14 protein-coding genes are annotated in these 16,899 nt (G+C 33.2%); all 14 read left to right on the plus strand.

All coding sequences use genetic code 11. From position 1 onward, the window contains the following. Positions 1 to 120: 120 nt before the first annotated feature. The 14 genes from IPJ83_16180 to IPJ83_16245 all read left to right on the plus strand — a co-directional run bounded on the left by IPJ83_16180 (position 121) and on the right by IPJ83_16245 (position 16,896). On the plus strand, positions 121 to 780 hold the full coding sequence (locus IPJ83_16180) for a VWA domain-containing protein (GenBank protein ID MBK7882071.1): 660 nt from the start codon (positions 121 to 123) through the stop codon (positions 778 to 780). Next, the gene (locus tag IPJ83_16185; protein MBK7882072.1) at positions 780 to 1,487 is read left to right on the plus strand and encodes a protein phosphatase 2C domain-containing protein; all 708 of its coding nucleotides are present in this window, start codon (positions 780 to 782) and stop codon (positions 1,485 to 1,487) included. The genes IPJ83_16180 and IPJ83_16185 overlap by 1 nt, the downstream gene beginning before the upstream one ends. Further along, positions 1,488 to 2,879 carry a protein kinase gene (locus IPJ83_16190; protein ID MBK7882073.1) on the plus strand — a complete coding sequence of 464 codons (1,392 nt, stop codon included), beginning with the start codon at positions 1,488 to 1,490 and terminating at the stop codon, positions 2,877 to 2,879. It abuts the gene before it with no gap. Between the two features lies 1 nt (position 2,880). Next, on the plus strand, positions 2,881 to 5,595 hold the full coding sequence (locus IPJ83_16195; protein MBK7882074.1) for an AAA family ATPase: 2,715 nt from the start codon (positions 2,881 to 2,883) through the stop codon (positions 5,593 to 5,595). Further along, positions 5,544 to 6,080 (plus strand): hypothetical protein, encoded by a 537-nt coding sequence (locus IPJ83_16200; GenBank protein ID MBK7882075.1) that lies wholly within the window; start codon positions 5,544 to 5,546, stop codon positions 6,078 to 6,080. Before IPJ83_16195 ends, IPJ83_16200 begins: the two co-directional genes overlap by 52 nt. Beyond that, positions 6,061 to 7,566, plus strand: a complete 1,506-nt coding sequence (locus IPJ83_16205; GenBank protein MBK7882076.1) for a hypothetical protein — start codon at positions 6,061 to 6,063, stop codon at positions 7,564 to 7,566. The genes IPJ83_16200 and IPJ83_16205 overlap by 20 nt, the downstream gene beginning before the upstream one ends. 1 nt (position 7,567) lies before the next feature. Then, on the plus strand, positions 7,568 to 9,898 hold the full coding sequence (locus tag IPJ83_16210) for a hypothetical protein (protein ID MBK7882077.1): 2,331 nt from the start codon (positions 7,568 to 7,570) through the stop codon (positions 9,896 to 9,898). Beyond that, positions 9,898 to 11,646 carry a DUF2357 domain-containing protein gene (locus IPJ83_16215; protein ID MBK7882078.1) on the plus strand — a complete coding sequence of 583 codons (1,749 nt, stop codon included), beginning with the start codon at positions 9,898 to 9,900 and terminating at the stop codon, positions 11,644 to 11,646. Before IPJ83_16210 ends, IPJ83_16215 begins: the two co-directional genes overlap by 1 nt. Positions 11,647 to 11,731: 85 nt before the next feature. Continuing rightward, positions 11,732 to 12,757 carry a WYL domain-containing protein gene (locus IPJ83_16220; protein MBK7882079.1) on the plus strand — a complete coding sequence of 342 codons (1,026 nt, stop codon included), beginning with the start codon at positions 11,732 to 11,734 and terminating at the stop codon, positions 12,755 to 12,757. Further along, positions 12,754 to 13,608, plus strand: a complete 855-nt coding sequence (locus IPJ83_16225; GenBank protein ID MBK7882080.1) for a TauD/TfdA family dioxygenase — start codon at positions 12,754 to 12,756, stop codon at positions 13,606 to 13,608. Before IPJ83_16220 ends, IPJ83_16225 begins: the two co-directional genes overlap by 4 nt. Before the next feature lie 23 nt (positions 13,609 to 13,631). Further along, positions 13,632 to 14,489: a hypothetical protein gene (locus tag IPJ83_16230; protein ID MBK7882081.1), complete on the plus strand. Its 858-nt coding sequence runs from the start codon at positions 13,632 to 13,634 to the stop codon at positions 14,487 to 14,489. 2 nt (positions 14,490 to 14,491) lie between these two features. Further along, complete coding sequence (locus IPJ83_16235; GenBank protein ID MBK7882082.1) at positions 14,492 to 14,950, plus strand: Gfo/Idh/MocA family oxidoreductase; 459 nt, start codon at positions 14,492 to 14,494, stop codon at positions 14,948 to 14,950. 9 nt (positions 14,951 to 14,959) lie between these two features. After that, positions 14,960 to 15,970 carry a hypothetical protein gene (locus IPJ83_16240; GenBank protein ID MBK7882083.1) on the plus strand — a complete coding sequence of 337 codons (1,011 nt, stop codon included), beginning with the start codon at positions 14,960 to 14,962 and terminating at the stop codon, positions 15,968 to 15,970. After that, positions 15,967 to 16,896 (plus strand): glyoxylate/hydroxypyruvate reductase A, encoded by a 930-nt coding sequence (locus IPJ83_16245; protein ID MBK7882084.1) that lies wholly within the window; start codon positions 15,967 to 15,969, stop codon positions 16,894 to 16,896. Before IPJ83_16240 ends, IPJ83_16245 begins: the two co-directional genes overlap by 4 nt. Positions 16,897 to 16,899: the final 3 nt, after the last annotated feature.

Consider the following 16,899-nt stretch of genomic DNA (forward strand, 5'->3'; position numbering starts at 1 on the left):
AAAGCAATGTAAAATGAGCAGAACAATAAATACCCAGCATTTCAATAATATTTTCATCAATGCAGATACAGTGCACAGGTGTGTATTTACTTTGCTCCATAATCTTAAAAACGTAATTATATGGACTCATTAAACGACTTCTTAATTCAAAAACCAAGACCACTCCCTGTTATTGTTGCAGTAGACAGAAGTGGCAGTATGGGAACAAATGGTAAAATAGATGCCTTAAACATCGCACTAAAAGACTTTATTAATTCAATAAAGGACGAAGACAGCAACAAGGCAGAAATACACATTTCTTTATTCAGCTTCGGGGGTGAAAGTGCAACTTGTGATATCCCGTTAACACCAATTAGCCAAGTAAACACACCGGCTTATCAGGCACAAGGCAGGACCCCTATGGGTGGTGCGTTTACAATGTTAAAAGAACTAATAGAAGACAAAGTACAAATTCCATCAAGATCTTATAAACCAACAATTGTTTTGTTAACTGATGGTATTCCGACCGATGATTTTCTTTCTCCAATGAATGAACTTATTAATGATGGTCGGTCTTCAAAAGCCTTCCGTATTGCTATGGCAATTGGTGATGACGCTGACCATAATATGCTATCAAAATTTGTAAGCTCACCTGAATATTTGGTTTTGGGTGAAAGTGCAAGAGATATAAGGAAGTTTTTCAGGTTCGTAACAATGTCTGTTACCCAGCGAATGAAAAGTCAAACACCGGATATGCAGCAAATACCACAAATGCCTGATGACGAAACTCTTGATTTCTAATGGAGTTGAAAACTACAATCATACAAGCAAGTATCCGTGGCGATAAACATGAAACTATTCCCAATCAAGACTATATAAATGTCTTTGAGAATGATGAATTTCTGATAACCACAGTTTCAGATGGATTAGGTTCATCTAAAAATTCGTTAGAAGGAGCACAAATTGCTTGTAAGAGTGTAATTGATGAAATACAAAATTTTCAACTTTCGTCTGAACTTCAATTCCTCAGTAATAAGATAAAAGAAAGGTGGAAAAAGGAAATAGAATCAATTTCCAGCATTATAAGTGATTATCGAACTACCAACTCCTTTATAGCTGTTTTCAAAAAGGAAAAGAAAATAATTGTTGGTCAGATAGGTGATGTTCTGGTTTCGCTTAGAATGGATGGTTTATTCCGCTATTTAGAATCAACAAGTAAAGATTTCTCTAATGAGACTGTTTGCCTTGGTTCTGGTAGAGATGAAAATTTCAAACTGGCCTTATTTGAATTTGGGCACACATTTGATTTTTTGATTGCAACTGATGGCATTGCTGACGAATTACAAACAGAAAAAATTGAAACATTGCATGACTATTTTAAAAACAAATTTCAAAATATTGAAGAATCAAGAAGAAATGATGCTTTAAAATGTGATTTAGAAGAATTCCTAACCGAAAAAAACAATGATGATAAATCAATGATTTTCATCTGGTCAAATAAAAATTAAATGAACGTAGTAGATTCAAAAAATATTAGTTACGAAGTGCTTGAAAAACTTGGAGAAGGTTCTCAAGGTGTAACCTATTTGCTAAAAGATAAAAAGCATATTGTTAAACTCTTCAACCAAAGTTTTGATGACAATTCAACCAAATCCAAAATCAATTTCCTAATAAATTTAGGGTTAGATAAAAAAGTGTTTGCAGTTCCATTAAGACAAATTACACAACCAAAGAATGGTTATGTATCTGAATTTGCATCTGGAATGATTCCGTTGTCATCATTAAAACTTGGAACCGTAAATACAAATCTTGCAGAATGGTATTTGTCATCAGGAGGTTTATTAAAAAGATACAATGTTCTTATTCGTTTAGCAGCATTATTGAGAGCATTACACAGTAAGGGTCTCGCCTATTGTGATTTATCACCTAACAATGTTTTTATATCTGAAAGGCCTGAATCAGATAATGTTTTTTTGATTGATTTAGACAATCTCAGGTATAAAACAAGTATAGTAAATAACATCTACACCCCTTTTTATGGTGCACCTGAAGTTATTTCTAATAATGCTCCAAATACAACCATGTCCGACTGTTTTTCATTTGCTGTTTTGGCTTATGAACTGCTCACATTAAACCACCCTCTAATTGGAGATTATGTTTCTGAAGGTGAACCGGAATTGGAAGAAGAAGCCTTAAAAGGTAAATTACCCTGGGTTGACCATTCTGAAGACAACACGAATGAAAGGGCTACCGGCTTGCCTTCAGAAAAGGTAATGCCGGAAAAACTACTAAATCTTTTCAGGAAGAATTTTGAAGAAGGGCTAAATAATTCTCTTGAAAGACCAAGTATGGCAGAATGGTTTGACATGCTAAATCTTGCATTAAATGAGCTTCTGAGATGTAGTAACATCAATTGCAATCTTAGATACCCATACAACAATTCAAAAAAATGTAATTTCTGTGGTCAAGCACCTCAAAAAGTGACTCGTATTCAAATGAGAAGATGGGAGGAAATTGAATATTATGATGAGAAAACACACGAAGTAAAACAGCAGTTCTGCTTACAACCGGAAGTTTATGATGAAATTTTAATTGATGAAAACACACCAAAGGAAATTGCTGCCTTCAATTTTCTTTTAACCGAAATAGAGCCATTAGCTCCCCTTTTAAAAATTGAGTACTTGAAGGAAAAAGATGAATTGAAAATTTTACTTACACCATTAAATGGTGTAAAGTTCAATATAAGTCCCCGCAATGGGTTGTCTGAAGGTGGCAAAACCATTCTTCTTGACACTCCTAAGAAAATAAGGGTAGTTGATGCTACCCAACAGGACAAACAAAAATATATGCTTCACTTGAAAGACTTAAACACTCCACAAAGGGTGCTAACAATAGATTAATATGGCGGATTTAAAAGACATACTGAATAATTTTCCTGAAGAAACACTTCAAAACACCATTAATGGAAAAATCCTCAATGGTGCTATAAATTGGGAGAAAAAGCCAATTCTCTTGAAAGCTGAACAAATTGAATCCAACCAAATTTTATTCAGCCTTAACACAGCCCCACTGCGTGTATCATTCACAAGTAAAGCTATTGGCGACAATGAAACTGACAAAGCATCCATTGCTCAAAGCTTATTCTGGATTACTAATGTAAAAGATGAAAGCATTGAGATAAAATATCTTCCCTGTGGCACTAGCCAAACTTTCAACGAATCTCTTGAAATTGGTTTTGGCGACAATATAATCTTGGCAAATAAGAATGTTAAGATTGAGAAGTTATCTGAAAATCTTAATAATGATTTTGTATTCCAATCCGAAAGATCTGATTTTATTTTTGTTCAAACCTATCCCGGCAATACAGATTTAAGCTTCACAATACACGGTCTTCGCAAACGAGTTGATATTTTGGTGAAAGAGAATAAATGGATTGTTCAGAAAATAACCAATAAGCCATTTGCCAAAAAATACGCAGACTTTTCAATCCTGAATGTAGCTCAATACCCGTCAATAAAATTTGTAGAAGCTTCAAAAGCAAAAGAAGCTTACGAAACTATTAAAGCAGAAGAAGCAAAGGGAAATACACTTATTGCATTATGGCAAACGTATTCTGCAATTGAATTAGAAAGGGCAAACCAACTCAAGGAAAAGGTTGGTGAATTAAGTTTCACCCGTATTAGATTTCTTCCAGATGGAATTACGAAAGTTCGAATTGGTAATTTGACGGAAGAACTGAAATTAGCAATTAACGAAAGTAAGGATGATTTATTAAACACTTCACTAGAACTTACAATAGAAAAGGAAGGTGAAGTAAAGCAGGCAGAAAATAAGCGGTTCTTAATGAAATCAATAAGTAATGATTTTTCTTTTGAACTATATGATGAACTAAGTTCTATTCCTGAAACAGGTAAATTCCTTATCTCTCTAATAGGCGATGAGATTGTAAACAAAAGAAGGGAAAGGGCATTAAAGAGTCTTAGAGAGGATAGGAAATTTATTACCAGAAATCTGCTTTTTGCAATCGAGGGTGCTTCTGATGCTATGTTAGCAAAAAAGAGGAATGAAAAAGCCTTAACAGAAAGAACCAGAAAGTTTTTGAAAGACAAATTTGGTATAGATGATTTAACGGCAAATCAGAAAGAAGCTGTTGAGATTGCTATTAATACCCCTGATATTGCAATAGTTCAGGGTCCTCCAGGAACAGGTAAATCTACAGTGGTTGCCGCCATTTGCGATAGACTTATTGAAATTGCCGAAAAGAGCAGAAAGAATTACAATGGCAAGCTTATTTTAGTTTCTGCCTTCCAAAATGATACTGTTGAACACATTGCTTCAAAAATTTACACCTTAGGTTTACCAACAATAAAAATTGGGAAAGAGACACTAGGCAATATTAGAGCTGAGGATAAACTTATAGAGGAAATGAAATTGCAAATTTACACATCTCTTCAAAGGCTTAAAATCAAAGGCACAAATCACAGAATTTCTAAAAAGTTAACTGACATTAAATCAATTTATATTTCTGAAAGGAATGATCAGAAATTAAAACAAGCTATTGAAACTATAATTGCCACTATAGATATAAGCGATCAACTTTGGAATGATTGGAAAGAAATTAATGGCGACCGGAGCTTTAATGAATCCACGAATTTTAAGAATATAAAACTTGTAAAAGGGATTCGGGCAGAATTTGAATCATACAATGACGATGGGTTTTATAAAATTCAGCACTTGTTAAAATCCGACATTCCCTTTACGGAAGAAGAAAAATCATTTTTAGAAGCTTGCCCAGTTGACAATCCTGATAAGGCAATACTTAAACGTCTAAGCGAAATTCAGGAAGGCTATTTGGAGAGAATTAATTCATCTGCAAATACCATTGTTTCAGGTAACAATATTTCAATATTAAGTTGGCTTGAAAATGCGATAATATTCTTTAAGCAGAAAGAAGAATCTTCATACGAAGATCAGGATACTTTTTTTACCGCAAACCTTGAAGTATTAAGAGATGAACTTGATGGGAATGCTGAGTATATTAGGAATACTATTAAAGATTATGGAGAAAGCCTTGCGGCAACCAATCAAGTTGCAGGTGGGCGTGAAATGAGTACATATTCAAGTATTGATAATGTTATACTTGAAGAAGCAGCCCGTTCAAATCCATTGGATCTTCTTATTCCAATGGCTAAAGCCACAGAAAGAATCATTATGGTTGGCGACCAGAATCAATTGCCGCATCTATTAGAGGATGATATCGCAGATGAAACATCAACAAAACTGTCAGATAAGTTTATAGCGGCTGAGACTAGAAAAAAATTAGAAGAATCATTGTTTGGTGTTATTTTCAAGAATCTACATACTGCTAATCCGAGAAGGACAATTACACTTACCGAGCAGTTTCGTATGCACCCTTTTATTGGCGATTTCATCAGTAGGGTTTATTACAAAAACGAACTGAAAGCAGGTATTCCAAATCAAGCAGAACTTAAAAAACACAAGTTAGAGTTGCCCTGGGCAAAAGATAAAGTTGCTGTATTCTGTGACCTTAGAAAAATAAAGGCATGGAAGAAAGCGGTAAAAGTAAATCACGAAATGCCGAAGCCCAGCGAATAGTTAAAATATTAGATGAATTAAAAACAGACCCAAATTTCGAAAATTTAAGTATCGGTATCATCACTTTCTATGCAAAGCAGGTTAATGAATTATTTAAAGAAGCCAGTAAGAAGGGATATGCTGAGCTAAAGTCTGATGGTAATTATGAAATTGCCTTACAATACCGTGAAACTGCTGACGGTCGTGAAAAACTGAGAATTGGCTCTGTCGATTCATTTCAAGGGAAAGAATTTGACATCGTTATTCTAAGTACAGTCCGTTCCAATGCTATTAATCGCAACCATGATAATTTCAAAAAAGTATTTGGCTTTTTAACCTTAGAAAACAGGCTTAATGTAGCCTTTTCCCGTGCTCAAAAGTTGCTCATTGTTGTGGGTGATGGAGAGATGTTCGCTGATGACTTTGCTAAAACCTATGTAGAAGGTCTTTTTGAATTTTATACAAATCTCTCAATTGATAATGAATATGGCAATAGAATACAATAACATATATTTTCATATTAAACGCAGGCCTTCAAGAAAGTCTATGATGGTATGTATTCCGTTTTATATGTATCGGATTGAGACGAATGAGTTTGAACACGGTTTAAATTTCTTCCAAAAGATTGTTCTGAAATTTAAGGCTAGACCAGGTATTAAAGATGAAGCTATTGCTGAATATACAGGGCTGGATTCAAAGCTAATCGGGATTGTAACAGGAGAACTGCAAGCAAAGCAACTTATTAATGAACATGGTTCATTAAGCGTAAAAGGAAAAGAAAAGTTAATGGAAGTTGACGGTCTGGTGATTAATTCTGGCAAGAAGAAAATTGGTTATGTATTCAAATATGTTAACCAAGATAAGCTTTACCCGTACTACATTAATCAAGTTGTCCCAGCAGATTTAATAGAAGATTCAAAGGGGCAGCATCCAAAAATTGTAACCGGCACAAAAGGTGATGGTGAGGATTTCACAGACCTTCCTTTTTTCTTAGATGAAGCCATTAAAACTAAATCTAACTATAATCGACCTTCAGAAAGGGAAGTATTACAACTTATTCAAAATAGTAACAGAAAAGGAATTAATCAGGAAGAAGATGAAGCTAAAAATGAGAAGTTATCTAATCAGCTAAGCGTTCGATTTTTAAATGACCAACCTGAAGTTATTTGGGCTTGCTCTTATGTGTATTTACACCAGCATGAAGATGAGACCTATGAGCCTGATTGGAGAATGCTTGACCCGTTTGGTTTTGGCGATAACGTTGCACTAAAGTTTTATATCAATAATCCGGTAAATAAACATTTATTAGAAAGTATTCATAACAGATTCGCTGATGCAAAAACATTAGGTGGTAAAGTACTTGCGGATTATCAGGAACAGTTAAACAAGCTAATAGAAGAAAAGTTGCTATCCGATTTTTCAATAGGTTTCAATAGCCTAGATAAAAATTTGCAATTGTATCTTGAGACAATTATAAAGAACCTAATTCTTATTGAAAACAATAATTTCAATGACTTGGATGGTAGTGTTTCCTTCTCTCTAAATCTACAAAATGCTTTAGAAAATATCTTAAAGCAAGACAAAGAGAAAAGAGCTTCATTTTATGAAATCGTTTATGCGGAATTAGATATTGATTCTTCCAAAAAGAGGAATAGTCTTATTGGGATTTACCGCCAGAGATTGTTTTCAAATAACACTCAAGTGCCTCAGCCGTTATTAAACGCAAGTAGAGGCAATTTGGCTAAAGGCAATTCCCTGTTATCCTATTTAGTGTCATTCGTTCTTACTTACAATTTCGATAACAAATCTGTTCTATTTAAAATCCTGAATGATAGAATTGAACTTTTTATTGAAGTGGCTCAACTTAGAAATGAAAAAGGCCACGGACAAACTTCAAACGAAAAGGCCTTGAAGCCCCTTTCTAAAGAAGAAGTAGAAAAATATTATGGCTTCATAAAATCATTTATAAACGACTGCATTAAATTCAATTGATATGGGAAAGAATAAAAATAGGAATAAGAATATTCCGCAAAATAACCAACCAGCTAAACAAACTCCTACAGCACCTGTAAAACCAATGCTTACAGATGAGCAGAAAATTGAGATTGAGTTTAAGCAAGAGGAACTTCAATCTGTAGATCCAGTTGAACAATTAACTCCTGAATCTGAGTCTAAATTGAAAGAATCTGAAACAAAGGATGACTTGTCAAAATATTGGACCTTTGTAAAAGATATCAATAAACGCCTCGAATCTCTATTGGTGTCAACTAAGGATGAAAAAGATAAGACAAGTAAATTAAAAGAAGAGTTAGAATCTTCAAAAAAGGAAGCCGATGGTATAAAAGCTGATTTAAAGAAGAAGCTAGAAGACTATAACAAAAAGGACAAAGAGCTTACAGAAAGGGAATTTGCTCTTGACAATGGCGAATATACTTCTGTTATTAGAAGGCTTCTTGATACAATTAAAGACACCGAACAAAAGGTGTTTACTGATACTGAAAATTTATTGAAGGAACTGTCTGCGTTTCATAAGAAAAATATTGAGGATTTTTCAGAACATATCAGTCTTAATGCTGATTTTGAAAAGCAACAGGCAGAACTTAAAAGAGAAAAGAAAAAGTTTGAAGTTGAAAAACAAATTTTCAAAGATGATTTGCAGGATGAGTTTGAAACCAAGTATTCTGAGCAGTTAACAATAAAAACCGCAGAACTAGAAAGATTACAGCGTAAAGCAAATACAATTGAGCAGGAGAATGCGAATTTAAAACAGCTTTTTGAAGACTTGCAAAATGCCTTTGAATCAACAGAGCCACAAGAAATTTTAATGCAACATTCTTTTCTGACTAAAGAATTGGAAAATCTGAAAAAGGAAATAAATGAAAGACCAGAACAATTTGAATTAGATACTAAACAAGCAAAAATTGAGGAGCTTCAGGCAAAAGTAACAGAGTATCAATCAAAGATTAATGAAGGGGAATTACTTGAACTCAAACGTATTTTAAGCAATATGGATTCTTATGTTATAGAAATTAACGCTTACAAGAATCAAATAGAAAGTGCAAAAGTTCGGGAAGCTTCATTGAAAAAGACCATTGACGACTTATCAGTAACCATTGATCAACTTAAAGGCGAATCGACTAAAAAGGCGGATGCCTTTGAATTTGCCAAAAATTGCGATTCTGATGCCAGAAACCTTGGTTTCAATCATCTTCAAAACAAAAAGGATGCTCCTGCTAATTTGGTTGACCTATCCAGCTATGTTCAGCAATGGATGGCATTCAAGTCGGATAAACCATTTTATTATTCACTAGAAACAATCAGAATATTTCTTGCGGGTTTGCACATGTCACCAATTAGTATTTTGCAAGGAATAAGCGGAACAGGAAAAACAAGCTTGCCAAGAGAGTTTGCGAAGGCTTTGGTTTCTGACGGATATTATGTAGGTGTAGATGATGACAACCAAAATAAAGCTCCCTACAGGATATGTGCTGTTCAATCAGGTTGGAGAGACAACATGGACTTGATGGGCTATTACAATTCTTTTGAGCACAAATACAAAGAGACCGATTTCTTTAAAGCTCTATACACAGCTAATCAGCCAAAATATGCTGACACCTTATTCCTGATCATCCTCGATGAAATGAATCTTTCAAGGCCTGAGCACTATTTTGCTGATTTCCTATCACTGTTAGAACAATCTCCATCTGAACGTTATATTGGTCTTACAAACACGCCTAATGAAGTTTTACCGGCACTAATTAAAGGAGGTAAACTCAAGATTCCGGAAAATGTAAGATTTATTGGAACTGCAAATCATGATGAAACTACTTTAGAGTTTGCACCTAAAACCTATGACCGTTCCAATTTGATGGAAATGCCAAAGAACCATCCAGATAAAAAAGACTTTAAAACAACTGATGGTAGCTTCAATGTAAAATACAGTTGGCTGAACAAAAAATTCGAAGAGGCTGAGCAAAAGCAGAAAGACTCATTCAATAAGTTCCATACTTTCATAAATTCAGATGATATGAAATTGCTCTTAATGGATAAAGGAATCGGGATTGGAAATCGTCTTGAATTTCAGGCAGAGAAGTTTATTAGCGTTTTTGTTGAATCAGGTAAGGAAAAAGAAAAAGATGTTGCAAAAGCAATTGACCATTTAATATCAAGCCGTCTTTTTAGGTCCTTGAAAAATAGATACGATTTAGATAAAGCAAACATGACAAAATTCAAGGATGATTATGTAAAACTATTTAATACTTCATTTAAGCTTCAGCCAAGTTTTGCAATTGAGTTATTAACAACAGAAATAAGTAAGAAGTAATGAATCTATATGACAGATATATAGATAAAATTGTCTTGGAAAAAGACCTGCCAAATCAAATTGATTTTGGTAGATATTGTATTATGGATAATGACGGAGGTTTTAAGGATATTACTTATTCAAACTTTCAAACAAATAAAGCAATCAGCCAGGAATTACTTTTAGCGAAAAATAAAAGCATACAGGAAATATTCATTGATATTTCAATTGACATAGACAAAGCAGGAAATGATAATTTTAATGTAATACCATTAATCCGTAGAATCAAAAATAAATTAGGATTAAATGAGTTTGAAAAACAACTTTATGAAAAGGTTTTTCACCTCGAAGAGATATTCAGAGTGCCGCATTATTTGCTTGAAAGAGAGATAGAGAAAGTGAATGTATCCAGAGCAAAGAGGATACCTTCTAAAAGTTATCAATACCTGGCGTCACATACAGAAGATTGGATTCATAAAAGCATTGTAAGTTTTAAACCAAGCAGAATTCTTAATGAAGAATTGGAGTTGAATTTTGATATTTATGAAAATCAACTGACGGTTGCTTTTCTTGAAAGATGCTTGGTTTATCTTAATTCAAGGATGAAGGAAATCCAGGATATCAAATCTTTTCTATCTGAATATGAAAAACTACTTAAAAACAGAAACGACCAAAAGGGATGGTATAAAAAGATAAATAGAAATCTGAGTTTGATTGGTGCTGTTTATGAAGATGACCATTTTCATGGCAAAAGCAAAGATGGATCAACATTAACTGAAACAGAGGAAACTTTGAATCAAATCAATAAAAGGCTTTTGCTACTTCGCAAAAGTGACCTTTTCGACTTGGTAAACAAACGAGCCACACAATCTATTTCGCTTCGCAATACGAATGTATTAGTAAATCACAAACATTACAGGTATATAAAATCTTTATGGATTGAACTTGAGAAGGTGAAGCCAGAAAAAAGCGATTCGGAAAAAATCAAATTTGAACAAGATGTTTTTAAAGGACTTAGAGCTTATGGTAAAAGTCTATTTACATATATCTTAAAAAACAATTTGGAATACGAACTTAATGGGAATTATAAAAATCTAAGTGGTCAACATTTGCTTTTAAGCAAAGTAAATTTCATAGAAACAGACAAAGGAGCTTTTCTACTTACGATTGGTAATTACCAAATCAAAATTGTCATTATTGGCAATGAACCTATTGTTGATGATAATCTTTACTCATCACTAAAAAGCAAGAATACTTTCGTCTTGTATTTTGCTGAGCAAACAATAATAGGTAATTCAAAGCTAATTCAAATAAATCCATTAGACCCTGATAGTATTGAACGCTTAGGTACTTTGGTCAGAAAGTTCCTTTTGATGGCATATTTAGATAATATCTTCAACGAGTATGAATTTAAACACCTTCTAAAAGATTATATAAAATATATACCAACTCAATTCATAGATTTTATCAGCTATAGTTACAAGTTTCATTCATTCCCCAAAACAAAACTATCATTTGAAGAAGTAAAAAAAGCTATTGAGAACGACTCAGTATTTAAATCCAAATGCAGACCTGACCAGGATAACATCTTAAAAGCAATTTCTGATTTGCTTGAGGAAATAGAATTGAATGCGATTCGGCTAAAGGACGATTATTTGAACTGTTTCAATTGTGGTGAAAAACTACATTCATTCCACATTGAAAAACTAAATTACCTCAAATGTACATCCTGCCAATGTTTGATTGATAGTTCAAATAATGAAAAATAATTCTGAAAATAGATGATTCAAAATATAATACAATAGCAATTGATGAATTTGGCATGGATGCTTTAACCTTTAACCAAGCGGATTTATGAGTATCAATAAAAACGCTTATCTAAGATACCAGATACTTGATAAATGCTTTAGCAACAAGTACAAAATTTATTTTATCGAGGATTTACTGGATGAAGTGAATAAGGCATTGGAAGACTTCAATGGTTCCGGTTCTAAAATAGAAAGAAGGCAACTTTTTGATGACATCAAATTTATGGAAAGTGAAGCAGGTTGGTCAATTCCATTAGAAAGAATTAAAGATGGTAAAAAGGTAAAATATCGCTATAGTGAAGATAACTTCAGCATCAAAAATCAAAAGATAAGTGATGAAGAATTAGATGCTATTAATGCTGCATTGATGGTTCTATTGCGTTTCAGAGGGCTTCCTCAGTTTGAATGGATTAACGAATTGGTTCCTAAACTACAATCGCTATTTCAGCAAGATGAAACAATTGAAGTGATAAGCTTTGACCAAAATGAATTTCTCATAGGTTTAGAGCATTTACCAATGCTTTATAAAAGCATTATAAAGGAAACAACTCTTGTAATTGAATACCAATCATTCAAAGACACAAATCCTAAATTGTTAAAAATTCATCCCTATTGTTTGAAACAATTCAATAAAAGATGGTTTCTATTTGGCCTTAACAATACAGACAAACTACTCTATAATTTACCATTAGACAGAATTAAAAACATTAAACCTGATTCAACTAAATTCAAGAAAAATACTGGCACAAATTTCAAGGAATACTTTGAAGACATTGTTGGAGTTAGTTTTCAAGCAAATAGTAAACCGATTAAAATAAAGATGCAACTGGATAACGAAATTGCTCCCTACATATTGACCAAACCGCTGCACGGTTCGCAAAAGAAGATTGAGTCAAATGACAAAGGTCTTATTATTCAAATAGAAGTTATCCCTAACCATGAATTGAAGCAACTTCTTCTGTCATATGGAGACGGTCTTGAAATACTTTCACCAAAATCATTCAGAGTCGAAATTTTTAACACTATTACCCGAATGAACAAAAAATATAATAAAACAGAAACCCTATCATGAATCATAATATATCCCCAAATAAAAATGGTATAGGTGTAACAATTGATAAAATAAATTTAGCTAGCGATTTATCTGCTACTTTAATAATTCAAATTCAGGATTTACTTAGTAAGTATAAAGTTGTCGTCTTTAAAGACCAACACTTAACTGATGAACAATTAAGTGATTTTGCTTTTCGTTTTGGACCTCCATTTGTACCTGATAATAAATTTCCTGTATTAGGCAGCAAGGATTCTAGTAATCCGATTGTGATAGTTGGAAATCAAGCACATGAATATTCTAATTCATATTTGGGGCATCAAGAAGTACTGCCGCATTCAGATCACCAGTGGTTAAAATGTCCATCATCAGCATCTTTGCTATACGCATTGGATATTCATCTAAATTCTGCACCAACTGTATGGTTCGATATGGTACAGGCATACAATATGCTTGATTCTGAAACCAAATCGATTATTGAAGAAATAAATTCAATTACGTATAATCCTTTTTATAGACCATTTGGTTCTGTTTCAGCGAAATATGTTGATAGAAACATTGATATTCCTCCGGGGGATACCTTCCCTCATCCTTTGGTTAGAACGCATCCTCTTACTAAAGAAAAAATTCTTTACTTGAATATTGCATATGAGTTAGATTTTGTTGGTGTTCCTTATAAAGTTGGAAATGAATTGTTTTCAAAATTGAATGACCATATAATTAACCTTAGTTACAAATACGAACATCATTGGCATAATGGTGATTTGGTATTCTGGGACAATCGGTCTACGATACATTACAGACCGTCATTTGATTCCAGTATTAGAAGGGTTTTAAAGCGTGTAACGATTGGCGGTGAAATGCCTTATTGATAAAAACTAAATAGTTTAATAACATGAAATTGAATAACGAAGGTTTACATCCTCAGGACATAAATGTCATTTCTAATAACCTTTTAGATATGCTGGTAGATATTGCCAGACAGATAATCGAGACTAGGCCTGAGAATGAAAATTTCCAAGTAAATCCTGATGATCCAAATGAACATGTAAGTAACTGGCATCAATTTGGTATAATTACGCACACAAAAGTTGTATTAGATGCATACATAACTACTATATCCGAGTATTTTATCGATTGGCAAGTTGAAGATAAAATCAAAAGTAAACTAGCTGTAAAAATTGATAATATAGCGAAATATGACTTAATTAAAATTGGCATTATTTTGCATGATATTGGAAAATTTGCAAGAAACTTCAAAAGTGAAGGTGGCAAATTCGAGCATAATTTTTATGGCCATGAAGCAATTTCTGAAAATTTAATTATTTATGAAGACTCCTTCATTCATAAATTACTAAAAAACTCCTTTGGTTTAACCATTCCTCAGATAGCTTATATAGGGCGTATTGCAGGGTTGCATTTTGAGTTAGGTAAATCTCGTGATGCAGCAAGAAGAGCGTCACATGGTTATTCAATAAGCTTCTCTGAAAGTAAAGAATGCGAAAAGGTATGTTTAGATATTGCATCCAAATTTCATGATTTCAAGGAAGAAATTGGTATACTTTTTCTCTGTGATAGCTTGGGCAAAACCGATATTAGGATTAGGGTAGAAAAGGACGAAGAGATTGACCTGCATATAGCCTTTATTATTCAAGCATTAGAGGAAAGGAAAATAAACCCGCTTTTAATTAATGCTATAAAACAACTTCCGGTTAATGTAGCAATTACTAAAAAATATCTTCAAACAATATAAAAATGGCAATCAATAAAAAATCAAATATTATATTAATTGGTTGTGGCCCACATGCCAGGCGGGTTTACCTTCCTGCTTTGCATAGAATCAGCAATATTAAATTAGAATTAATAATTGACTTAGAAAGCCAAGGTTCGGAAGTTCTTAAGGCTGCAAAAAATTTTGAACAAACTGAGTTATGGTTAATTCAACCATTTACAGATTTTATGCCTGCTGAATTAGCAAAGAGACTTTCAAATTTTGTTCGAGAAAAAGAAATATCTGGTGTAATAATAGCCACTGAACCACTAGTACATAAAGCTTATGCCGAATGGGCATTACAAAATGGTTTAAATATTCTTATGGATAAACCAATAACAACCAGGGTAAACGCTATAAGTGACCTTTCAAATGCGGAAGGGATACTGGATGATTATTTTATCTTACTAGATAAATACAAAAAATTACAGTTTGAAAAATAAACTGTATTTATGATTAATTCACATCGCAGATTTCATAAAGGATTTCAGTTTGTCATTGACAAAATTCGTGAGGTTGGTGAAAAAACTAACTGTCCTATTACTTTTATTCAAGCTTATCATTCTGATGGCCAATGGCGATTGCCAAATGAAATAGTTTCCCAAGTATATCACCCATATTGTTCAGGTTACGGCAAAGCTTCACACAGTGGATATCATATTTTTGATACAATATACCAGTTTTATAAAGCAGCAAATGTTCATGAAAAATTCGCTGACACAATGGAAATTGTTAGTTCTTTGATTCAACCCAATGGCTTTTTTACTCAATTTAATGAAAACGATTACTTAAACATTTTTGGCGAAAAATATAATTTAGTAAATCAACTGAATGATGAACAGCTTAAACAAATATGCAGTGACTTTGGGGAAATTGATCTTTCATCAATTATTACGTTAAAGAAGAATGAAGAACCGATTGCTAATTTTAATGTGAATCTTATACACAATGGTTTTGCAGGGAGAACATGGCTTAAACCTGGGGATGATTTGTATAAAGGGAATGGGCGAATTAAACACGAAAGTTACAATATCCAACAAGGCCCATTTCAAAATATACAAATCCACGCTTATCAGGCCTGCGATAAACATGATGAAATAAACGGAGTAGAAGATTATTTAGGTGGTAAAAATCACTTCGAGATTTATATTTTCCAGAATCCTTTAGTAGCTACTACTTCAAAGCAACCCCAAGTTTATAATCTTAGAGATATTCTAGATTGCCAGAACTCTGAAGATAAATCGATGATTACGATGGAATGGGTGAAATTTAAAGTTGTGGAAGAATTTGCAGACTATTTAGCAGGATCAAGAACCAAGGATTCAATCACTTCTCAGATTGAAGACCATCTTATTCCAGTGCAAATTATGAGTGGGATTTATTCTTCTAATATTTTAAGAAAAAGGGGCGAAAATAATATAGTCAAATCGAATTTTGGTCTTGTAAAAGCATGCTGCAAATGAAAACAATACTAATTCAATCTGATGTAAAAGGTGCTGAGGAGTTTCGTAATTATTTAAAAGGAACTTTTGCTGATTTCAATGTAGTAACTTCAATAAAGGAAGTAGAATTATCTGAAATAGAAGTTGTAATTATTTGGCTTAATATACCGCCATTCCTAAAAAGTTTGCCTAATTTGAAATTGATACTCTCCTGTGGTAGCGGAGTAGAACACATTATTGACTCTCCATATCTTTCCCCTGTAGTACCTCTTGTTAGACTCGTTGATGACTATTTGATAAATCGTGTTTCAAATTACGTTGTTGAGCAAATTTTAGAAAAATACTTCCCTAATACCAATATTGTAAATATTACTGAAGACCAGCCAGAAATATTTAAAACAATTCATCAAAATAAAATTAGGGTAGGGATTTTGGGCTTGGGGCTATTAGGTTCTGCAAGTGCAACTAAACTTATAAATTTCGGCTTTGAGGTATCTGGTTGGGTTAGCACAAAGAAGGAAAGAGTAATTGATGATGTATTTATTGGAGAGGCTGAACTTTGCAATTTTGCAAAGAAATGCAATGTTTTAGTATGTCAATTGCCATTAACGAGTGAAACAAAAGGGATTTTAAACACACACCTTTTCAATTTTTTACCTGACGCATCTTTTTTAATTAATGTTGGCAGGGGTGGCCATCTGGTAGAGTCTGATCTTATTCTTGCTTTAGAAAACAAAAAGCTATCAGGTGCATGCCTTGATGTTTTAGAAGTGGAACCTATACCATTGAACCATCCATTTAATAAATATCCCAATATAAAAGTTACTCCTCATGTCGCTGGATATATAGGGCCAGATACCCAAGCACCTTATGCTTCAAAGGTGATTAAAGACTTTTTCAACAACGATATAATCAAGGGGGTAGTAAATTATAATACCTTTTATTAAAAC

Source organism: Candidatus Vicinibacter proximus (assembly GCA_016713905.1).
GTDB classification, from domain to species: domain Bacteria; phylum Bacteroidota; class Bacteroidia; order Chitinophagales; family Saprospiraceae; genus Vicinibacter; species Vicinibacter proximus.